The following is a 20,183-nucleotide window of genomic DNA, read 5'->3' as shown; positions in this document are numbered from 1 at the left end:
AGCCAGGGCCGGGGTGTTGCCGCGGTCCTGGTTTGCCACTCGCCTGGTTGGCAGCCTTATTGGAGTGCGGTGATGAGCTGCTCGAGTTTGCCCGTGTCGGCAGCGAACGCACGAATCCCCTCAGCGAGTTTTTCGCAAGCCATGGCTTCGTCGTTGACGAGGAAGCGAAATGACGCTTCATCGGTTGCCATGCGTTTGAGGCCTGGCTGCTTGCTGGTTTCGGGCGACAGCTTGCGTTCGATTTTGTCCGTGCTGTCTTGCAGCTTTTGCAATAAATCCGGGCTGATCGTCAGCAGGTCGCAGCCCGCCAGTTCGAGAATCTGGCTCGTGGTACGAAAGCTCGCGCCCATGACTTCGGTGGGATAGCCAAAGGTTTTGTAGTACGCATAGATCCGGCGCACGGACTGCACACCAGGATCATTGGCACCGCCATCCCGGGCTTCATCCCAGGCACTGCCCGCATTTTTCTTGTACCAGTCGTAAATCCGTCCGACGAACGGCGAGATCAGTTGCGCGCCCGCCTCGGCACATGCGGCAGCCTGCGCCAACGAGAAGAGCAAGGTCATGTTGCATTTGATGCCTTCTTTTTGCAGCGCTTCGGCTGCGCGAATGCCTTCCCAGGTCGACGCGAGTTTGATCAGCACGCGTTCGCGGCTGATCCCGGCGGCTTCGTAGAGGGTGATGAGTTCATGCGCCTTGCGGATCGACGCCTGGGTGTCGAACGACAGCCGCGCATCCACTTCGGTGGAGACGCGCCCCGGGATGATCTTCAGGATTTCGCTGCCAAATGCGACGAGCAGCCGGTCGATGATCGCGCCGAGTGGTTTGGAAGCGTGCTCGCGGACAGTTTGTTCGAGGAGCGGACGATAGTCGTCTTTTTGCACAGCCTTGAGGATCAGCGAGGGATTGGTGGTCGCATCTTGTGGCTTGTACTGGGCGAGCTGCTGAAAATCACCGGTGTCGGCGACGACGGTGGTGTACTGCTTGAGCTGGTCGAGTGCGGTGGTCATATCAGGCCTTCGGCGCGCAGGCGCGGTTGTCAGACGTCAAAAAAGGAAAGGTGCGGGCGGTGAGGCCGCCCACACCGGCGAGATTCGTATCGACTGGGCGCGGCAGATGCCTTGGCCAGCGGGTGCAGGGGGTTCATTCTATGGCGAAAAGCCTGACCCGCCGCCACCCGCCACACAGAAACCAGCCCTGAGCGCGGGGCCGTGATGGGCAGGTAAATCAAAGGCAAAGGAAACCAAAGGAAAAACCATGGGCGGACGTTACCGGTTACTGGCTGAGCATGCGCATCGCGCTTTCGAGCCCAGCCAGCGTAAGCGGATACATGCGCTGGCTGAGTACGTCACGGATCAGCGCCACCGATTGCCGGTACTCCCACAGCCGCTCGGGTTCAGGATTGAGCCACACGTAATGCGGAAACTGGCTGGTCAGACGCCGCAGCCACACCGCACCGGCTTCCGCGTTGTTGTATTCGACCGAACCGCCAGGCTGCAGCACTTCATAGGGGCTCATGGTGGCGTCGCCGACGAAAATCAGCCGGTAATCGGCGCTGTAGCGATGCAGCACGTCCCAGGTGGGCGTGCGCTCGGCATGGCGCCGCCGGTTGTGTTTCCAGAGAAAATCGTAGACGCAATTGTGAAAGTAATAAAACTCCAGATGCTTGAACTCGGCCCTGGCGGCAGAAAAGAGCTCTTCGGTGCGTTTGATGTGATCGTCCATCGAGCCGCCGACATCGAGCAGCATCAGTACTTTCACCTTGTTGTGCCGCTCGGGCACCATTTTCAGGTCGAGCCAGCCGGCATTGGCGGCGGTGCTGCGGATCGTGCCGGGTAGATCGAGTTCTTCGGCGGCGCCTTCGCGGGCAAAACGGCGTAGTCGCCGCAACGCGACCTTGAGGTTGCGCGTACCGATCTCGATCTGGTCGTCGTAATCACGGTAGGCACGGGCTTGCCAGACTTTGAGCGCGGTGCGGTGGCCGGCGGATTCACCGCCGATGCGAATGCCTTCAGGGTGATAGCCGCCATGACCGAACGGCGAGGTGCCGCCGGTGCCGATCCATTTATTGCCGCCTTCGTGGCGTTCTTTCTGTTCGGCCATGCGTTGCCGGAGCTGTTCCAGCAGTGCATCGAGGCCGCCGAGTGCTTCGATCTGGGCTTTTTCCGCGGCGGTGAAGTCGCGCTGCAGCTTTTTTTTCAGCCAGTCGTCGGGAATGGCAAAGGCCTGTTCAGTCTGGCGTTCAAACTGTTCGAAGTACGCACCGAAGGCTTGATCGAACTTGTCGAAATACTGCTCGTCCTTGACCAGCGTCAGGCGCGCGAGATAGTAGAACGCGTCCAGCGAAGGCGGGATTACGCCCGCCTTTAACGCTTCGAGCAAGGTGAGGTATTCCTTGACCGAAACCGGCAGTTGCGCGGCGCGCAAGGTATAGAAGAAGTCGATCAGCATCGTGGCTTGCGCAAGGGGAGCGGCGAGGGTCGCTGTTTGGGCACGCGTTGCGCGGTTAACGTCGCAACGCGTGCTGCAAATGAGCGCGCACGGCGGGCCATTCGGAAGCGATGATCGAGAACACCACGGTATCGCGCAGCGCACCGTCCTGGTCGCACTGATGATTGCGCAGGATACCGTCCTGTTTTGCGCCGAGCCGGGCGATGGCTGCCCGTGATGGGTGGTTCATGAAGTGCGTGCGGAATTCGACGGCAATGGCGCCAAGCTGTTCGAACGCATGACCCAGCAACAGCAGCTTGGCTTCGGTATTGAGCGCAGTGCGCTGCACGCGTCGGGCGTACCACGTCGTGCCGATTTCGAGGCGCCGGTTGGCGTTGTCGATATTCATGTAGCGCGTGCTGCCGACGATCTCGCCCGAGGCTCGCTCGCGTACCGCGAACGGTTGCGCGCTGCCCGCATCGCGCAACTTCAGCGCCGTGTCGATATAGGCGGATTCGCTGCCTGGCGCGGGAATGGCGGCGGTGTACCAGAGCTTCCATAACTCGCCGTCGGCGGCGGCTGCGGCGAGTGCCGGGGCGTGGCCGGGGGCCAGGGGTTCGAGGCTGACGTACCGGCCTTCAAGCGTGACGGGTTGGGTCCAGTGGTTCATGGTGTGGAAAGCTCGCGGGGGGCGGCAAACAGGGGCCTGGGCGTGCGCGGATGCCCTAGCGATGATTGCGGTTCATGACAATGAGGCGCTCGAACAGGCTGATGTCCTGTTCGTTTTTCAATAGTGCGCCATGCAGCGGCGGGATGATCTGGCGCTGGTCTTTCGAGCGCAGCGCGTGTGCGGGAATGTCTTCGGCCAGTAACAGCTTGAGCCAGTCCAGTAGCTCGGAAGTGGAGGGTTTTTTCTTCAGGCCGGCAACCTCGCGTAATTCGAAGAAACTCTGCAGTGCGGCCTGCAATAGCTCGCGCTTGATGCCGGGGTAATGCACTTCGACGATTTGTTTCATCGTCGCGGGTTCGGGAAATTTGATGTAGTGGAAAAAGCAGCGGCGCAAGAATGCGTCGGGCAGTTCTTTTTCGTTGTTCGAAGTGATGATGACGAGCGGGCGCTGCCTGGCGCGGATCAGTTCGTGGGTTTCGTAGACATAGAACTCCATGCGGTCGAGTTCGCGCAGCAAATCGTTGGGGAACTCGATATCCGCCTTGTCGATTTCGTCGATCAGCAGCACGGTGGGCTGGTCGGCCTCGAAGGCTTGCCACAGCACGCCCTTGACAATGTAATTGCGGATCTCGCGCACGCGCTCGTCGCCGAGCTGTGAGTCGCGCAGCCGCGAGACGGCATCGTACTCATACAGCCCTTGTTGCGCTTTGGTGGTGGATTTGATGTGCCACTGCAAGAGCGGCATGTTGAGCGCGGCGGCGACTTCTTCAGCCAACATGGTCTTGCCGGTGCCAGGCTCGCCCTTGATGAGCAGTGGCCGTTGGAGCGTGATGGCCGCATTGACGGCCAGCTTGAGATCGTCGGTAGCGACGTACTGCGAAGAGCCTTCGAAACGCATGGCGAGCCAGTTGTGCGGAAAAAATTCCAGTATAAGTCAGAAGCTCTGTTGTGTTGATGGCTGCTCGCGTATGGTGTGAGCCGCGTCTGGGGCGCGCGTACTCGCGGACAAGGGAGTCGGCATGATGCTGTGGCATCCCTGGCAATGGCTGCCGCCGCGCCGCTGTTTCCAGACGTTGCCCGCACGCGGGTGTGGGGCGTTGAGCCGGGCGGGACAGGCCATGGCCCTGGCTCGTCGCCAGGGCCATGAGGTGCGGTGGACGCCTGACTTCGCATCGCGGTACAATTGGGCCGATTTTTTTGGCCTGCGTGGCGATCCAATTCTCAATAATGGCGCAGGCCGTTGCCTTTTTTGGGCGCCCGTTTCCCCTCAAGCCAGGTTACAAGTTATGAACAAATTCGTCGGCAAACAACATGTCGTGATCGCAGCGCTTTGCGCGCTCGCGGGTGTTGCGGCCAGTGCACAGGCAGCGGATGTCGTTGGCAATGCGAAAGCAGGTCAGGGCAAGGTCGCAATGTGTATTGGCTGTCACGGCATTGCGGATTACCGCACGGCCTATCCGGAGGTCTACCGGGTGCCGGTGCTCGGTGGCCAGAATCAGGCGTATCTCGTGAACGCCCTGCATGCCTATAAAAAAGGTGACCGTCATTTCGATACCATGCACGCCATCACGGCGTCGCTAACGGATCAGGACATCGCCGACGTTGCCGCGTATTACGCGGTGCAAACACCCACGTCGAAGAACAATCCCGAAAAGTGACCGGCTGGTCGCACGATTCTTTCATTTCGCGGGTCAGGAGAATTCATGAAGAAGTTCCAGCAGACACGCCTCACGGTGTTCAAGTCGGTATGTGCGGCGCTTGCGCTGACAGGCTGCGCCGTGGTGTCGAATGCAGCGCACGCTGCGGATGCCGATAACGGCAAGAGGCTGTCCGACAGCCATAATTGCGCGGCTTGTCATGGCGCAAAGCTCAATACGCCAGTGAGCCCGGAATACCCGAAGCTTGCCGGGCAGCATGCCGATTACACCTATTGGGCGCTGCGCCAGTACCAGATGGGCACGGGCAATCCGCATCTGGGCCGCAATAACGCGATCATGCAGGCGCAGGTGCAAAGCCTGTCGCAAAGCGATATGAAAGACATTGCGGCATATATCGAGTCGCTCAAGGGTGATCTGGTCTTGAAAAAATAACGTCTGGGTGGCACCAGGCGATACATCTTAAGCTGCCTTAAGCATTCCCCCATGGTTCAACACGACACCCCGCTGATGCGGGGTGTTGTGTTTTGGGGTGCGGTTTGGGTGTAAGCGGCTAGTCGCGCGAGGCCTGTTGTTTGATGCGTTGCAAATAAGCTTCGGTATCCGGCGGCATGCCGCTGCGCTGGGCTTCCCAAAGTGTTTCGCCAAGGCATTCCATGATGGCGTGCTGGGCGTCGTGCGGCGAGCCGAGACGTGCGGCGAGCCGGTCATGAGCCGCACGGATGCCAGGGGGCTGGTCAATCGAGAGCTGCTCGCTGATAGCCAGATGCATCGACAAATGCAAAAACGGATTGGTCTGGCCGTTTTCGGGTGAATAGTCCTGATTGGCCGCTGCAGCAGGATGGGTCGGAACCAGGTTGGCATGATATTCGGGATGCTGAATGATCCAGTCGGCGGCGATGGCCTCCAGTGGCGTCAACACGCTGCCCTCGCGCTGCTTGCGCCAGGTATCAATGAAGAAACGTCGGACTTCGTCGCGGCTGGGATTGAACATCGTGGTTTTCGGAGCGATGGAACGATTGGCAAAGAATGCGTGACAGCTGTGATGCCGTGACGTTGAGTGAGCGCTATTTTACGCGGCCCGGATACATCTATCCGGCAGGCAGAAAACCGCTACGCCGCATGCACGGCCTAGTGCGCAGGTGGCGGCGTTTTCGGTTTGAATTCACAGAGTGGTTCGATCGCGCAATGCCAGCACTCAGGTTTGCGCGCCTTGCAGACATAACGGCCATGCAGGATCAGCCAGTGATGCGCATCGTGCTTGAAGGCCTCAGGCGTAAATTTTTCCAGAGCGGCTTCGACGGCACGGACATCCTTGCCGGGTGCGAGCCCAGTCCGGTTTGCCACACGGAAAATATGCGTATCGACTGCAATTACGGGCTGGCCGAACGCTGTATTCAGGATCACGTTGGCGGTTTTACGGCCTACGCCAGGCAGGCTTTCGAGCGCTTCGCGCTGGTCTGGAACCTCGCCGCCATATCGCTCGAGCAGGATACGGCAGGTCGCAATCACGTTTTTCGCCTTGACGCGAAAAAGACCAATGGTTTTGATGTACTCGATAACACCGGCTTCGCCGAGCGCGAGGATCTGCTGCGGTGTATTGGCTACGGGAAACATGCGCCGCGTGGCTTTGTTCACCGAAACATCGGTGGCCTGGGCCGACAGCATCACGGCGATGAGCAATTCGAATGGGCTAGTGTATTCGAGCTCGGTTGTGGGATGTGGGTTGAGGCTTTGCAGGGTTTCGAAGAGGGCGAGGCGTTTGTTCGCATTCATGCGGTGGCGTTAGTGTTTCGGGGGAGTGGAAGGCGGCGCGGTAGCGTGATCCGGGGCGTCGGCTGAGCCGATGCCGAGACGCTGGCGGCGGGCTTCGGCGGCATCAATCTGGGCCTGGACATCGGCGCTGACACTCGCGGTGTTTTGCGGGCCCAGGCCTTGGGCTGTGAGTTCGGTTTTTTTCTTGCGGGCACGCTCGAGTGCCGCCTGGATCATCGCGCGCTTTTTGGCTTCGGCCTCGGTGTGAGCGGTTTCGGTGGCGTGAGTGGCCGCGGCAGTGCTGCCGGGAGGCTCCATGCGGGTGGCGTCGGCGGTGGACGAACTCGCGCGGCGGGCGGCGGTGCGCGTTTCAGCTGCTTCGCGCTCGCGCTTGAGCCGGGCGAGACGCTGGTCATGACGCATGCGCGCTTCATCGGCCTGCTGCTGGGTCCAGGCGTCCCAGCCTGTGGCATCACCGGTGATGGGTACCATCGCAATGCAATCCACCGGGCATGGCGCAACGCATAAATCACAGCCCGTGCAGAGGGCTTCGACGACGGTGTGCATCTGTTTAGGCGCGCCCACAATGGCATCGACGGGACATGCCTGCAAGCACAGCGTGCAGCCAATGCACAGGGCTTCGTCGATGACCGCGAGCGGCCGGGGCCGTTCGACCCCGTTTTCCGGGTTAAGCGGGATCACGGGTTGGCCCAGCACCCGGGCGAGGCGCACGATGCCTTGTGCCCCGCCTGGCGGACATTGATTGTAGTTGGCCGTACCTTGCGCAATCGCCTCTGCATAGGGGCGGCAGGCATCGTAGCCACACTTGGTGCATTGCGTCTGGGGCAGCAGATCTTCAATGAGATCGGCGAGTTTGGGGGAATCGGTCACGGTTACGGATTGGAGGCGAGGCCTGACAGGTGGCCCCGCGAGAGCGGTGGCACCCGCTCTGGGGCTAGGCGGCTGGACAGAACCAAGCGGCATAAGGCTTTGTTTCAGCGTGCATTATCGCCGATTTTCTTCATTGCTATTGGCAAACGCTATGCCATAATCAAAGCGCTTTATCCGCAAGACCGCAAAAGGGTGTTTCCGGGGCTTCCCGGGGTTTTTCCTTTAATCAGCCCGTTCAGCGCTGTCGGTGCAAGGCCTGCAAGAGGCCGGCGGCGCGTTCTCTGGTAACGCGGCTCACGCAGCATCTTGCCACCATGAATCAGTCAAAAATCAAAAGAGATCCAGAGGGCACGCGCCGCCGCATTTTGCTCGCGGCCGCGGAGGAGTTCGCTAAAGGAGGGTTGTCAGGCGCCCGGGTTGACCAGATTGCCCGCCGTGCCGAAACCAACGAACGCATGCTGTATTACTACTTCGGCAGCAAGGAGCAGTTATTTACGGCGGTGCTCGAACATACCTTTGGCGTGCTGAATGAAGCTGAGCGTGCGCTCGATCTGGATGGCCTTGCACCCATCGAGGCGATCACGCGGCTGGCGCATTTTGTCTGGGATTTTTACCGCGATCATCCTGAACTGGTGCGGCTTCTCAATAACGAGAACCTGCATGAGGCGCGGTATCTGAAAGCCGCGATACGTATCCCCGAGATGGTGTCGCCGATTGTCGTCAAGCTGGGCAATATTCTGGAGCGCGGACAAAACGCCGGGCTGTTCCGGGCCCATGTCGATCCGTTACGCTTTTATGTCACGCTCTCCGGGCTGGGCTATTACGCCGTGTCGAACGGCCATACGCTGGCGGCTACGCTGGGGCGGGATTTCAGCAACGCGGCTGAACGCAGTGAGATGGTGCAGATGAATACCGATTTACTGCTGGCCTGGCTGATGCGGCGTTAGTGGCATCCGCGTCGATCATTCATGAACCTGCGGTGCTTGTTTGGGCACCGCAGGTTTTTATTTGAAGCAGGAGATCGGGGTCAGGCCTGTGTCCGTTCGGCACGGGTTTTGGCGTTTTCCTTTTCCACGTGGCGCGTGTGTTTTGCTGGCGGGGCGGTTTTGTCTGCGGTGGCAGAGGCGGCAGCATTGCTGGCACGGATGAAGTCGCGCAGTTGCGGATAGATCACGTTGCGCCAGCGCCGGCCCGAAAAAATACCGTAGTGGCCGCAGTTTTCCGCTGTCAGATGTTGTTTGTTATGTGCCGCAATACCCGTGCATAAATCATGTGCGGCGTGTGTCTGGCCACTGCCGGAAATGTCGTCAAGCTCACCTTCGATCGTCAACAGCGCGGTGTTGACGATGTCCTGTGGCCGGACATGTTCGCCCGCCACATGCCACGTGCCTTCCGCCAGGCTGAACGACTGAAAGACGACGTCAATGGTTTCGAGGTAGAACTCGGCCGCCATGTCCAGCACCGCGTTGTATTCGTCATAAAAGCGGCGATGGGCTTCAGCGTCTTCTTCGTCACCGCGCAACAGGCTTTGGTAGAAATCCCAGTGTGAGTTGGCGTGGCGTCCAGGGTTCATAGCGACAAAACCGGTATGTTGCAAAAAGCCTGGATATACCTTGCGGCCAAAGCCTGGATAGTTCGGTGGCACGGTGTAAATCACGTTGTTTTCGAACCATTCGAACGAATGCTGCGTGGCTAGCGAGTTGACCGATGTCGGGCTTTTGCGCGCGTCGATCGGGCCACCCATCATGGTCATCGTGCGCGGCGTGTCCTCACCCCGGCTGGCCATGAGCGAGATGGCGGCAAGCACCGGCACCGTCGGCTGGCAAACCGAAATGACATGCAGTTTGCTCGCGCCGATATGACGGATGAACTCCTGAATGTAAGCGACGTAATCGTCCAGGTGGAAGGCACCGGTTTCGAGCGGCACCATGCGTGCGTCGATCCAGTCGGTGAGATAAACCTTGTGGTCTTGCAGCAGCGTGCGCACGGTATCGCGCAGCAACGTCGAGTGATGGCCGGAGAGCGGTGCGCAAACCAGCACCACGGGTTCGTCTTTCAGTTGCAGGACGGCTTCGTTGTCGTCGGCGTAGCGCTTGAAGCGCAGCAGGCGGCAAAACGGTTTTTCGATGATGGTTTGTTCGATGATCGGGATGTGGTGGCCATCCTTGACGATCTGGCGCAAGTTGAATTCGGGTTTTTCGTAATCCTTGCCGAGCCGGTAGAGCAACTCGTAGCCCGCTGCGAGGCGCGTAGCGCCAGGGACGAAGGAAAGCGGGCTGGCGGGATTGGCAAATGAGTGCGAGGCGGCCTGGGCCCAGGCCGTCATGGGGCCGAGCAGTGCGCGCTGGAATTCGTGAATCTGGTAAAGCATCGGTGCTCCCGTTGTGGGGCGGCTCGCGCGGCGGCGGGTCGGTGCGGCTTGACGTGGTGGTTAAACCAGGACTCGCGCAAACGTTTTGGTGCGAAGGTTAAACGTTAAACGCGAAGGTCAAACGTTGTGGCATTGCAGCAAATCAATACAGGTCCGTCGGATCATATCGAACAACATGGAATTGTGCAACGCAGCAAAAATGCTAGAAAACACCTATGGCGTGTCCTGCTCCAGCTTCTCAAGACTTTCGCCGCCATTCAGCGCAGGCTGGCCCGCTGTGCGCGCCATGGCCTGTTCATGCTTCATCAGGTTGAGGCCGGTATGGACCAGCGCCACATGCGAGAACGCCTGAGGAAAATTACCGACCAGGCGGCCCGACGCAGGGTCGTATTCTTCCGCTAGCAGGCCGACATCGTTGGCGAGCGCGAGCAGCCGTTCGTACATTGCCCGTGCTTCTTCCATTCGCCCTTGCAACGCGAGGTTATCGACTAGCCAGAAACTGCAAGCAAGGAACGTACCTTCGCCTGGCGGCAGCCCATCGTTGAATTCCGTGGTGCGATAGCGCATGACAAAACCATCGTGCGTCAGATCGCGCTCGATGGCCGCCACCGTGTGTTTGATGCGCGGGTCCGACGGCGGCAGGAACCCCAGCAGCGGTAACAGCAGCACGCTCGCATCGAGATCGCTGCCGCCATAGGTTTGCGCAAAAACGTTGAGCGCCGGGTTCCAGGCCCGGGCGCAGACATCGGCATGGATGCGTGCGCGCAGCTCGCGCCAGTGTTCCAGCGGCGCAGGCAGGTCGAACATCTCCGCTGACTTGATCGCGCGGTCGAACGCGACCCACGCCATGACTTTCGAAAACGTGAAATGCTGGCGTCCGCCACGCGTTTCCCAGATACCTTCGTCGGGCTGTTCCCAGATGGTTTCGAGATGTTTAAGAATGGTGCACTGCACGTTCCAGGCGGTGTCATCGGCCTGCAAGCCGCCCACGCGCGCCAGGTGCAGGGCATTCATCACTTCGCCATACACATCGAGCTGCAACTGGCCGACGGCGTTATTGCCAATGCGCACGGGCTTCGAGTTTTCGTAGCCCGGCAGCCATTCGATTTCGAATTCGGGCAGACGCCGCTCGCCCGCGATGCCATACATGATCTGCAACTGCTCGGGTGCGCCGGCGGTCACGCGCGCCAGCCAGGTGCGCCAGGCGCGAGCTTCCTCGTAATAGCCCCCGCGCATCATCGCCAGCAGTGTGATCGTGGCATCGCGCAGCCAGCAATAGCGGTAATCCCAGTTGCGCGAGCCGCCGAGGTGTTCCGGCAGCGAGGTGGTCGGTGCGGCGACGATGCCACCAGTCGGTTCATATGCCAGCGCCTTGAGCGTGATCAGCGAGCGGCGGATTTGCGGCGCCCAGCGGCCTTGCACCGTGCCGCGAGCGGACCATTCGAGCCAGAAATTCTCGGTGCGTGCGAGCGCGGTAAAAGGATCGCGCGGCGGCGGCAAGCGCAAATGCGAAGCCGCGTAGGCCAGCGAGAAGGGCACGCGTTCATCCGCCGAGACGTCGAATTCGGCGAGCGTGCGCATGTTTTCGCCGTGCATCTCGATGGGGGTGCGCAGCACCACGGCATCCGGGCCGACGATCGCCTTGATGCCGTTTTCGTGAGTCAGGCGGCTGACCCACGGAATCGAGAAGCCATAGTCGAAACGCAACACCAGCTCCATCTTCATGCGCACGGTGCCGCGGCGGCCGACGACGATACGGATCAGCTCGGACCAGCCGTTGCCGCGTGGCATGAAATCGATGATGGTGACGGCGCCTTCGGGCGTTTCGAAATCGGTTTCGAGGATGAGGGTTTCGCCGCGATAGCGCCGCGTGATGATGGGCGGCGTGTCGCTTACCGGCGCGAGGCGCCAGCAGCCGTTGGCTTCGGTGCCCAATAACGCGGCGAAGCAGGCGCCGGAATCGAAACGCGGCCAGCAAAGCCAGTCGACGGAGCCGTCGCGGGAGATCAGTGCGGCGGTGAGGCCGTCGCCTACGAGGGCATAGTCTTCAATGAGTGCGGGCATGATGGGCGGCAATTAGGAGGCAGGTGTCGCGCCGCCGGAGGGGCACGGCGAGACCGGGTGATGTCAGGTGGCGTGCGGTGCGCGTGTCAAAAGCCTGGAAGCGCCGCTTTAAAAATGCGTGGAGCCGACACCGAAGATGCCGATGACGCCGATGATGATCAGATAAAGCGCGACGATGTAGTTGAGCAGGCGAGGCATGACAAGAATCAGGATGCCCGCGATGAGTGACACAAGTGGGCCGAGGCTAAAGCTGGCGGTCATGAGGTGTTCCCTGAAAAAGTGGCAATGCCGACAAGGATAAGCGTTGTGAGGGGGATCGTGCTATCAGCATGCGTTGTGTCATGTATTGCATGACGCACATGTCACAGGCGCCGCGATGCGCAAACGTTGCTGGGCTTGAAGTTGCGCCGCCTGGCTATTCATTTTTATACGGGCTGCCCGCCATGCGTTGCGATCAGCGAGGCGCGCTACAGACCGTGCGTTGGTATGCGCCTGAGCGTTGTCCGATGTCATCTGGCGTTGCAGGTCCGCATCCGCTTACCTGTCGCGCTGTATTTCACCGCTGTTTCTCACTTACCCCGCCCTATGGGGGCGCTATGTCTTGTCATCACTCCGCCCGTGGTCGTGTCGCCAACCGGGGTCTACGACCTGCTGCTGGGCACTTACACCGGAGGCGGGAGCGAAGGGTTTTACGTCTATCGCTGGCGCCTACCCTCAATCCGTCGTTTCGGGTGGTGAGCCCTAACACGCGCCACGTTTATGCCGTCAACGAATGGCCTGGCGATAACGGTTCGGCTTCGCAGCGGGGTGGTATTAACGCGTTTCGTTTCGTTTTGTTTCGTTTCGTTTCGATGCAGCGAGCGGGGCGCTGACGTTTCTCAACCGGGTTGCCGCTGAAGGTAACGATCCGTGTTATCTCGCCTTGTCGCCGCGCGAGTTCGCCATCGATCCGGGCGGCCAGTGGCTGATCGTCGGCAATCAGGGCAGCGCTAACGCCTACGTGTTCCGGCGCGATGTGCAAAGCGGTTTGCTCGCGCCTGAGCCGAAACGTATCGATGTGGGCTCGCCCGTTGATTTCAAACTGGCCGCACTGTCCTGAACCGTCCTGAGCGGCGTCGTTTTTCACAGGTAGCGCACGATCAGCAGGCCACGCGTTCGCGCGGCCTGCAAGCCTTCGGTTAGTCAGTCGCAGCCGTATCGAGCGGCGCGTAGCTGCCATCCGCCTGATGCGTTTCAGCGCCCGCGAGCGCGGGATTGAACACGCACACCAGACGCAAATCGCCTTTGAGCGCCCGCAGAATGTGCCGGTCATGCTTGTCGAGGACGTAAATCGTGCCGGGGCGCAGCGGATAGGTGATGCCGCTTGCCACGTCCACGACTTCGCCTTCTCCGGCGAAGCAATAATTGGCTTCGATGTGGTGCTTGTATTCGAGGATCTGTTCGGCGCCTTCCTTGACGGTGGTGTCATGTACCGAATAACCGACCTGGTCGGCGGCGACGATCAGGCGTTTGCTGTCCCAGCCAGGACCGCTGGCGTGGTGTGGCGTGCCGGTGGTTTGTGCAACGGTGCGGACGATCATGGGGATTCCTTTGGGTCGAACGGGTTTGGTTTGGTTTGGTTCAGTTCAGTTCAGTTCAGTTCAGTTCAGTTCAGTTCAGTTCGTCGAATGGAGTCAGGCAGGCTGGCGCTCAGGCCCTCCTGCGCTCCACGCGAGCGCCTGCTCGAGCCTGAGCGCCAGCGCCAGCAATGATGCATCGTGCTGCCTGCGCCCGGTGAGCAGCAGGCCGCATGGCGTGGGGTTCTGCTCCAGATGCAACGGCAACGAGAGGCTCGGGGCGTCGATGCGGTTAGCCAGCTCGGTCAGGCTGAAGCTGCGTGCATTGAGCCGTAGATAAGCCTCTGAAGCATCGAGCTCCGCCAGCCGCGGTGGCAACAGCGGCACCGTGGGCGTGAGCAGGGCATCGAAAGGCGCGATTTCTTCATCGTAACGTTGCGCGAGGGCTTGCAACCGCGCCTTGCCCTGGAGGTAACGCGGCGCGCTGATGTGCTCGCCTTGCAGAATGCGCGGGCCAACCCGTGCGTCGTAGCGGGCCAGATTGTCGTGAATCCAGGGCTGATGCAGGGCGTAAGCCTCGGCGACGATGATGCCGCTTTCGAGCGCGATCCTTGCGGGGGCATGAAGATCCGTGAATGCGGTGGGAACGATCTGCGCGCCATGCCGATGCAGGGTGTGGAGCGCCTGATCGAAGGCGGCAAGGACCTCGGCATCGCATTGCTCGCGCGCGAAACCCAGCGGCAGCGCCAGGCGCAAGCCGCTCAGATCCGGCACGGCGCGCGGCGCTGAGGTGTCGTGCGCGGTGTCGTGGGCAGTCAGCCCGAAGACGCCGCTGGCCCGTAGCAGCGTGGTGACATCGCGGGCTATCAGGCCAGGCACATCGAAGCTGCTTGAGAGCGGCACCAGCCCTTGCGTGCTGATGCGCCCGCTGCTCGGCTTGAAGCCCACGATGCCGCAGAACGCAGCCGGGATCCGCACCGAGCCACTGGTATCCGAGCCCAGCGCCAGATCGGCCAGGCCTTCCGCCACCGCGACCGCACCGCCCGAGGTCGAGCCTCCGGCGATGCGCTGCCGCTCGGGATCGAGCGGCGTGCGAGGCGTGCCCGTGGTCGAGTTCACGCCTAAGGCACCAAAGGCGAATTCCGTCATGTTGCTATGGCCGACCAGCGTCGCGCCGTGGTGGCGTAACTGCGCGACGGCGGGAGCATCGGCGCGGGCGGCAGGCCGCCCGGCGAAGACGGCGGAAGCCGCATCGGTGACCCACCCCGCGACGTCAAAACAGGCCTTGACCGTCAGCGTCAGGCCATCGAGCGGCAGACGTACCCCGAGGGCGGCAAGCTGGTCGCGGGCCAGGGCTTCGTCGTGGGCCGCGGCAAAGCGTTCGCGCAGGTAAATGTGCGCCCGATCCGGATGAGCTGTCGCCCGCGCCGCGGCCCGGGCGACAGCCTGCTGGTTGACGCCTTCGCTGGCGTCTTTGCTGTGTGCCGTGGCATTTGCGTTGGCGTTGGCGTTCGCGTTCGCGGTGGCGGTGGCGGCGGCGGCGGCGTTGGCGTTCAGTTCGGTCATGAGGTTCAGGGCAGCCATGATGGAGGGCTTGTCACTGGGCCGCGTTCAGAATCTTGATGCCATCCCAGCGCTTGCCGTTCAGGCGATAGACCGAATACGGCGAATTCGCCAGATCCCCTCGCGCATCGAATGCAACCGGCCCGGTCACGCCTTTGAGCTTCGTCGCCTTGACGGCGGCGAGCACTTTGGCGGGCTCGGCGGAACCCGCTGCCAGCACGGCGTTGAGCAGCACCGTGGCGGCGTCGTAGGCGTAGGGCCCCTGGAAGCCCTGCAGGCGGGTTTTGAAGCGCGTCTCGTAGCGGCTGGCGAAATCGCTCGCAGGCAGCTTGTCGGCAGGCAGCCCGGGCTGGATCGTGATGGTGCCTTCGCCATCGCCGCGCGCCAGATCGACAAAGATGTTGTTGTTGAAGCCTTCACCGACCAGCGTCGCCTTGACTCCGAGGCTACGCATGCGCCGCGCCAGTTGTGCGGCCTGAGCATCGAAGCCGCCAAACACAATGACATCCGGCTGGGTGCCGCGGATCCGGGTCAGGACCGCGCTGAAATCAATCGTTTTGTTGGTGACGTACTCACGCGCGACGATCTTGCCGTTGTGCTTGAGCAGCGTGGCTTCGACCCGGTCCGCCAGGCCCTGGCCGAAATCGGTCCGGTCATCGATGATCGCAATCCGTTTGGCCCCCAGCGAATCGAGCAGATAACGGCCCAACGTTTCACCCGCGATGGCATCCTGGCCGACGACCCGGAACGTGGTCGGATAGCCTTGCTGGGTATAAGACGCTCCGGTCGAACTGGGGCTGATCTCGGCGAGATTCGCGCTGGCGTAGGTTTTCGACGCAGCGATGCTGCAACTGGTGTTGAAGTGGCCGACGACCCCCGCCACGCCGGTATCGGCAAAACGCTGGGCGATCTGGGTAGCGATACGCGGATCGCTCTGATCGTCCTGGGCGTCGATCTCGAACTTGACCGGCCGGCCATGAAGTTGGGGCGCGCGGCGGTTGGCGTCATCGATGGCGAGGCGCACAGCGTTTTCCATCTCCTTGCCATCGGCGGCGGACGACCCGGTGAGCGGGGCGGCAAAGCCGATCTTGACGATCTCCGGGCTGGCGGCGAAGGTGCCCGGCGAGACGATGAAACCGAACCCAAGTGTCAGCAGCGCGGCTGCCGACGAAAGCGAAAAAAGGCGATTCAAAATGACACTCCATGGGCAGGTCTGAAAGCTCCGTGGCGGAGCGCGTCCGGCAACGGGCTGCCAAGTTGCAACCTGTTGCCGTGCTGTTCAGCGCGAGCGATGCCAGAGGGTAGTGAGCAGAAGGGCTAAGCCGCTGGCGTTCGCTGCAAAGCTGCAAGCAGGAGGTCAAGAATAGAGAGGTGGCGGGCCGCCGACAAACAAGAAAGAACGCTAAGCTAATTCCACCGCGCTCAGAAAGGATAGGACAGAAGCGGGAAAGGTCCGGCCAGGCTGGGGACGCCGCCCGGAGAAAAAACGGCATGCCGTGCGCTCCGGCTAGCTTCAAGCCCGGCGTACCGTAGCGGACGCCGGGCAAGTTCAGAGCGCCTTGTGCCAGCGCGATACACGAGATACACGAGGCTGCACTTCAACAAGGGCTGCCGTTATTCAGCAGGCCCTGGCGCGAGCACGTCGCGGCTGCCATTGACGCCCATCGCCGACACCAGCCCGGCGGCCTCCATCTGTTCGACGAGGCGCGCCGCGCGGTTATAGCCGATGCGCAATTGCCGCTGCACGGACGAGATAGAGGCCCGCCGCGTGCGCACGACAAACGCCACGGCCTCGTCATAAAGCGGATCGGCCTCGGCCTCGGGCGCCTCGCCGAAGAGGTCCTGGGCGGCTTCGCTAGCCGGGCCATCGAGGATGCCCTCCACATACTGCGGCTCGCCAAACTGCTTCAGATATTCGACGACCCGATGCACCTCCTCGTCCGCGACGAAGGCCCCATGGACCCGCTGCGGGTAACCCGTGCCCGGTGGCAGGAACAGCATGTCGCCCTGACCTAGCAAGGACTCCGCACCCATCTGGTCGAGAATCGTGCGCGAATCAATTTTCGATGACACCTGAAACGCCACGCGTGTGGGGATATTGGCCTTGATCAGGCCGGTGATCACATCCACCGAGGGCCGCTGCGTCGCCAGAATCAGGTGGATGCCCGCGGCACGCGCCTTTTGCGCCAGACGCGCGATCAGTTCTTCGATCTTCTTGCCCGCCACCATCATCAAGTCAGCCAGCTCGTCGATGATGACGACAATCAGCGGCAGCGTGGCGAGCGGCTCGGGCGCTTCCGGCGTGAGCGAGAACGGGTTGCCAAGCTTGTGTCCTGCGGCTTGCGCATCGCGCACTTTCTGGTTGAAGCCCGCCAGATTGCGCACACCCACCGCCGACATCAGGCGGTAGCGCTTTTCCATTTCGCCGACACACCAGTTAAGCGCATTGGCGGCGAGTTTCATGTCGGTGACGACCGGCGCGAGCAGATGCGGAATCCCTTCGTACACGGAGAGTTCCAGCATCTTGGGGTCGATCATGATGAGGCGCACGTCTTCGGGCGTCGCCTTGTAGAGCAGCGACACGATCATGGCGTTGATCGCCACCGATTTGCCCGAGCCGGTTGTGCCTGCCACCAGCATGTGCGGCGCGCGGGCGAGATCGGTGACCACCGGGTGGCCGGTGATGTCCTTGCCCAGCGCCAGCGTCAGCAACGAGTGCGAATGCTGGTAGACGCTGGCTTCGAGAATTTCCGACAGGCGGATGGTCTGGCGCTGTGCATTGGGGAGTTCCAGCCCCATGCAGGTTTTACCCGGAATGGTCTCGACCACGCGGATCGACGTCAGGCCGAGGCCGCGCGAGAGGTCTTTCATCAGACCGACGATCTGGCTGCCACGCACGCCCAGCGCGGGCTCTACTTCGAAGCGGGTGATCACCGGGCCGGCCGAGGCGCCCACTACGGTGACCGGCACCTTGAATTCTTGCAGGCGCTGCTCGATGAGTTGCCCGGTTTCATGGAGTTTGTCTTCGGAGACGGGTTCGATATCGAGATCCGCGCGTGCGAGTAGCTCGGGAGGGGGCAGTTCGACCAGCGAGGTGGTGAGCGCCTGGAATTCGAACGCATCGGTGGCGGCCGTGGCGCGCGGCGGGGACGGCCGCGCGGCGGAAGCGGGCTGAGGCGCGAGGCGCGGGGCTGTGAGGGCGTCATCGGGAAAGGACGGCTCGGGCGCGGCGGTCAGGCTAGCGGGTGCGGGTGGGGTGATGAGCGGAGTTTCCCAGGGCGCGACGGTTGTGCTTGCCGCTGCTGCCGCAGGCTCAGCAGGCTCAACAGGCTCAACAGGCTCAACAGGCTCAACAGGCTCAACAGGCTCAACAGGCTCAACAGGCTCAGCAGGCTCAGCAGGCTCAGCAGGCTCAGCAGGCTCAGCAGGCTCAGCAGGCTCAGCAGGCTCAGCAGGCTCAGCAGGCTCAGCAGGCTCAGGCTGCGCAAGCGGCATCGTGGCCGCATCGCGGGCCGTGTCTTGCCCTTGCCGTACCAGGAAGGCGGGCAGGCTGGGCGCCAGATCGGCGTGCACTAGCGAGGATTCAGCGGATTCTGCTTGCGCTTGTGTTTGCGTTTGCGCGCGATCAAGCGCGGTGGCGGCGAGCGGAACCCATGTCTGCTGAGCGGCCGGTGCGGATGAATGGGCTAGCGTGTCAGGCGCGGCTGCCAACGAGGTGGGCGGCAATGTGGCGGCCGGATGGTCAGGCGCTGGCGCGGCGCTAGCGGCGGCGAGCGGCTGATCAGGCGCGGCGCTAGCAGCCTCAGTCACAGTGTGCGGTGACGGCTGAAGCAGCGTGGTCCAGCGCGCGGTGTTTTCCTTGATGCTACGTAGCCGGGCCTGCATCACGCTGCGTGAAGGCGGCGCTGCGGGTATGGGCGCAGGCGCTGCTGCCGTCGTTGTCTGGGCCCTGGCGGGCGGCGCGGCTGGCGATGTAGGTGTGCCTGGTGTGTATCGCGGCGTGGAGCTCGAGGTGGCACCGGGCGCGGCACCTGAAGCGGCAACTGAGCCCGATGCCGGCGTGGCCGCTGGCGGTGTGTAGCGCGTGTGGGGTGCGGGAGCCGAATGCGCGGCGGGTGGCCGTGGCCTGGCGCCTCTGGAGGCGGCGTTCGCCGCGAGCACACTGGCCGTCGCCGCAGCCACCGCGATCGGCTCAGGCCGCCCCACGGTGAAATGAGCGGCTGCCGCAGGAGCCTGGGCGAGAGGGCGGCCAGTGGCCTCAGCGCGCGGATGAACAGACGTGTTCGGCCTGCTATCGCCCGTGGTATCCGGCGTCCGCCTCGCGGCAGCGCTCGCTTGTCCGAGCGGTTCGCGGCGTGCTTCATCACGTGTCTCACGGGCGGCGATTTGCAGCCAGCCAGCGGGCGCGACCGGCTCAGACGGAGCCCATGCGAGGGGGGATTCAGGCGCTGGCCGGGAGGCGCGGGTGTGATCGGCCGCAGCCAGGCTGCGCTCTTTCAGTTGCGCGAGCCGTTGCTCGGGCGTGGTCAGGCCAGGTGTTGCCGTAGCCGTAGCCGCAGCCGCAGGCACAACAGGCTCATCTGAAGCAATTGGCCGGCTCGCAGACGTTGCATGAGAAGCCGCTACGGGCGCGGCCGGTACCGTGGCTGTCCGCGGCGTGGTCGTGGCCGGGTTGGGCCGCCAGCCGACGGGGCGTGCCGGACGGCCAGGGCGCAACGATGAGAAGCTGGCAGGCGTCTTGGCGGACGTGAGCGGAAAGGGGGCGGGCGTCTCCTCGCTGGCATGACGGCTGCGTACCGCTTCATCCCGCCTCGCGGGGCTGCCTGGCATCAGATCAAAACCAAAGGCATCATCGGCCCAGGCCGCCACCGTAATCCAGCGAAACCCTAGCAGCCACGGCAGGCTCAGCGCCAGCAAGAGCAGCGCCCCGAGCCACACGCCAGGCGAAGTGCCCGTCGAGCCGCTCAGATGCGAGAAGCCGTGAACGAGCGCTTGTCCAAAACCGTTGATGCCATCGCGCGAAATCAGGGCGGCTTCGAGTGTGCAACTGGCGCTGAGTACACCGGCAAAGCCCAGCCACAGCCGGATCGTGCCAGGGCCGCGCAGCCCGGAGCCGCCTGGAAGCACGGCGCGCAACAGATGCCAGAAAAGAGGAATAAACCAGAGGGCAGACCCGCCGAACCAGTTGAAGACAACGGTGTGCATGCTAGAGCTAGACATCAACGAAT

At 62.2% G+C, this 20,183-nt stretch carries 17 protein-coding genes and 1 pseudogene; 4 read left to right on the top strand and 14 right to left on the bottom strand.

What is annotated here, in order from left to right:
- Positions 1-56: 56 nt before the first annotated feature.
- The 4 genes from tal to GH657_RS17130 all read right to left on the bottom strand — a co-directional run bounded on the left by tal (position 57) and on the right by GH657_RS17130 (position 3,998).
- Complete coding sequence (gene tal, locus GH657_RS17145; protein ID WP_153102219.1) at positions 57-1,010, bottom strand: transaldolase; 954 nt, start codon at positions 1,008-1,010, stop codon at positions 57-59.
- A gap of 265 nt (positions 1,011-1,275) precedes the next feature.
- A complete protein-coding gene (locus tag GH657_RS17140) occupies positions 1,276-2,451 on the bottom strand; it encodes a vWA domain-containing protein (protein WP_153102218.1) in 1,176 nt (391 codons plus the stop codon).
- A 55-nt stretch (positions 2,452-2,506) separates the two neighbouring features.
- Positions 2,507-3,100: a GNAT family N-acetyltransferase gene (locus GH657_RS17135; protein ID WP_153102217.1), complete on the bottom strand. Its 594-nt coding sequence runs from the start codon at positions 3,098-3,100 to the stop codon at positions 2,507-2,509.
- 55 nt (positions 3,101-3,155) lie between these two features.
- Positions 3,156-3,998: an AAA family ATPase gene (locus tag GH657_RS17130; RefSeq protein WP_153102216.1), complete on the bottom strand. Its 843-nt coding sequence runs from the start codon at positions 3,996-3,998 to the stop codon at positions 3,156-3,158.
- A gap of 388 nt (positions 3,999-4,386) precedes the next feature.
- On the opposite strand from GH657_RS17130, the gene GH657_RS17125 reads away from it, so the two are divergent.
- Positions 4,387-4,758, top strand: a complete 372-nt coding sequence (locus GH657_RS17125) for a c-type cytochrome (RefSeq protein WP_153102215.1) — start codon at positions 4,387-4,389, stop codon at positions 4,756-4,758.
- A 45-nt stretch (positions 4,759-4,803) separates the two neighbouring features.
- Positions 4,804-5,190, top strand: a complete 387-nt coding sequence (locus tag GH657_RS17120) for a c-type cytochrome (protein ID WP_153102214.1) — start codon at positions 4,804-4,806, stop codon at positions 5,188-5,190.
- Positions 5,191-5,308: 118 nt separating this feature from the next.
- Here GH657_RS17120 and GH657_RS17115 read toward each other — a convergent pair whose 3' ends face one another.
- From GH657_RS17115 to rsxB, 3 genes are all read right to left on the bottom strand, one after another.
- Positions 5,309-5,749 carry a DUF1841 family protein gene (locus GH657_RS17115; RefSeq protein WP_153102213.1) on the bottom strand — a complete coding sequence of 147 codons (441 nt, stop codon included), beginning with the start codon at positions 5,747-5,749 and terminating at the stop codon, positions 5,309-5,311.
- Between the two features lie 137 nt (positions 5,750-5,886).
- Positions 5,887-6,531 carry an endonuclease III gene (gene nth, locus GH657_RS17110; protein ID WP_153102212.1) on the bottom strand — a complete coding sequence of 215 codons (645 nt, stop codon included), beginning with the start codon at positions 6,529-6,531 and terminating at the stop codon, positions 5,887-5,889.
- Between the two features lie 9 nt (positions 6,532-6,540).
- The gene (gene rsxB, locus GH657_RS17105) at positions 6,541-7,401 is read right to left on the bottom strand and encodes an electron transport complex subunit RsxB (protein WP_246174211.1); all 861 of its coding nucleotides are present in this window, start codon (positions 7,399-7,401) and stop codon (positions 6,541-6,543) included.
- Positions 7,402-7,715: 314 nt separating this feature from the next.
- Here rsxB and GH657_RS17100 point away from each other — a divergent pair, with 314 nt between their 5' ends.
- Positions 7,716-8,348, top strand: a complete 633-nt coding sequence (locus tag GH657_RS17100) for a TetR/AcrR family transcriptional regulator (RefSeq protein ID WP_153102210.1) — start codon at positions 7,716-7,718, stop codon at positions 8,346-8,348.
- An 80-nt stretch (positions 8,349-8,428) separates the two neighbouring features.
- On the opposite strand, the gene GH657_RS17095 is transcribed toward GH657_RS17100, so the two are convergent.
- From GH657_RS17095 to GH657_RS17085, 3 genes are all read right to left on the bottom strand, one after another.
- On the bottom strand, positions 8,429-9,772 hold the full coding sequence (locus GH657_RS17095; RefSeq protein WP_153102209.1) for a polyhydroxyalkanoate depolymerase: 1,344 nt from the start codon (positions 9,770-9,772) through the stop codon (positions 8,429-8,431).
- Between the two features lie 213 nt (positions 9,773-9,985).
- Positions 9,986-11,836, bottom strand: coding sequence for a glycoside hydrolase family 15 protein (locus tag GH657_RS17090; RefSeq protein ID WP_153102208.1), 1,851 nt, complete (start codon positions 11,834-11,836; stop codon positions 9,986-9,988).
- 108 nt (positions 11,837-11,944) lie between these two features.
- Positions 11,945-12,097: a DUF3096 domain-containing protein gene (locus GH657_RS17085; RefSeq protein ID WP_153102207.1), complete on the bottom strand. Its 153-nt coding sequence runs from the start codon at positions 12,095-12,097 to the stop codon at positions 11,945-11,947.
- 324 nt (positions 12,098-12,421) lie between these two features.
- Between GH657_RS17085 and GH657_RS17080 the strand changes: the two are divergent.
- A pseudogene (locus tag GH657_RS17080) lies at positions 12,422-12,935 on the top strand (lactonase family protein).
- Positions 12,936-13,014: 79 nt separating this feature from the next.
- On the opposite strand, the gene GH657_RS17075 reads toward GH657_RS17080, so the two are convergent.
- The 4 genes from GH657_RS17075 to GH657_RS18440 all read right to left on the bottom strand — a co-directional run bounded on the left by GH657_RS17075 (position 13,015) and on the right by GH657_RS18440 (position 20,160).
- Positions 13,015-13,416, bottom strand: coding sequence for an ectoine synthase (locus GH657_RS17075; protein WP_153102206.1), 402 nt, complete (start codon positions 13,414-13,416; stop codon positions 13,015-13,017).
- A 93-nt stretch (positions 13,417-13,509) separates the two neighbouring features.
- Positions 13,510-14,976, bottom strand: coding sequence for an amidase (locus GH657_RS17070; protein ID WP_153102205.1), 1,467 nt, complete (start codon positions 14,974-14,976; stop codon positions 13,510-13,512).
- A gap of 13 nt (positions 14,977-14,989) precedes the next feature.
- Positions 14,990-16,147 carry a branched-chain amino acid ABC transporter substrate-binding protein gene (locus GH657_RS17065; RefSeq protein WP_246174210.1) on the bottom strand — a complete coding sequence of 386 codons (1,158 nt, stop codon included), beginning with the start codon at positions 16,145-16,147 and terminating at the stop codon, positions 14,990-14,992.
- A gap of 422 nt (positions 16,148-16,569) precedes the next feature.
- Positions 16,570-20,160, bottom strand: a complete 3,591-nt coding sequence (locus tag GH657_RS18440; protein WP_153102203.1) for a DNA translocase FtsK — start codon at positions 20,158-20,160, stop codon at positions 16,570-16,572.
- Between the last annotated feature and the right edge of the window lie 23 nt (positions 20,161-20,183).

Source organism: Paraburkholderia hayleyella, assembly GCF_009455685.1.
Lineage (GTDB): Bacteria > Pseudomonadota > Gammaproteobacteria > Burkholderiales > Burkholderiaceae > Paraburkholderia > Paraburkholderia hayleyella.
Note: the sequence above shows the minus strand (reverse complement) of the source record. Positions and strands in the feature narration are given on the sequence as shown.

Coding starts and splice junctions, on each gene's coding strand:
- GH657_RS17140 (WP_153102218.1), bottom strand. CDS start 2,451: ATGCTGATCGACTTCTTCTATACCTTGCGCGCCGCGCAACTGCCGGTT.
- GH657_RS17135 (WP_153102217.1), bottom strand. CDS start 3,100: ATGAACCACTGGACCCAACCCGTCACGCTTGAAGGCCGGTACGTCAGC.
- GH657_RS17125 (WP_153102215.1), top strand. CDS start 4,387: ATGAACAAATTCGTCGGCAAACAACATGTCGTGATCGCAGCGCTTTGC.
- GH657_RS17115 (WP_153102213.1), bottom strand. CDS start 5,749: ATGTTCAATCCCAGCCGCGACGAAGTCCGACGTTTCTTCATTGATACC.
- GH657_RS17120 (WP_153102214.1), top strand. CDS start 4,804: ATGAAGAAGTTCCAGCAGACACGCCTCACGGTGTTCAAGTCGGTATGT.
- GH657_RS17095 (WP_153102209.1), bottom strand. CDS start 9,772: ATGCTTTACCAGATTCACGAATTCCAGCGCGCACTGCTCGGCCCCATG.
- tal (WP_153102219.1), bottom strand. CDS start 1,010: ATGACCACCGCACTCGACCAGCTCAAGCAGTACACCACCGTCGTCGCC.
- GH657_RS17075 (WP_153102206.1), bottom strand. CDS start 13,416: ATGATCGTCCGCACCGTTGCACAAACCACCGGCACGCCACACCACGCC.
- GH657_RS17100 (WP_153102210.1), top strand. CDS start 7,716: ATGAATCAGTCAAAAATCAAAAGAGATCCAGAGGGCACGCGCCGCCGC.
- GH657_RS17070 (WP_153102205.1), bottom strand. CDS start 14,976: ATGGCTGCCCTGAACCTCATGACCGAACTGAACGCCAACGCCGCCGCC.
- GH657_RS17130 (WP_153102216.1), bottom strand. CDS start 3,998: ATGCGTTTCGAAGGCTCTTCGCAGTACGTCGCTACCGACGATCTCAAG.
- nth (WP_153102212.1), bottom strand. CDS start 6,531: ATGAATGCGAACAAACGCCTCGCCCTCTTCGAAACCCTGCAAAGCCTC.
- GH657_RS18440 (WP_153102203.1), bottom strand. CDS start 20,160: ATGCACACCGTTGTCTTCAACTGGTTCGGCGGGTCTGCCCTCTGGTTT.
- GH657_RS17090 (WP_153102208.1), bottom strand. CDS start 11,836: ATGCCCGCACTCATTGAAGACTATGCCCTCGTAGGCGACGGCCTCACC.
- GH657_RS17085 (WP_153102207.1), bottom strand. CDS start 12,097: ATGACCGCCAGCTTTAGCCTCGGCCCACTTGTGTCACTCATCGCGGGC.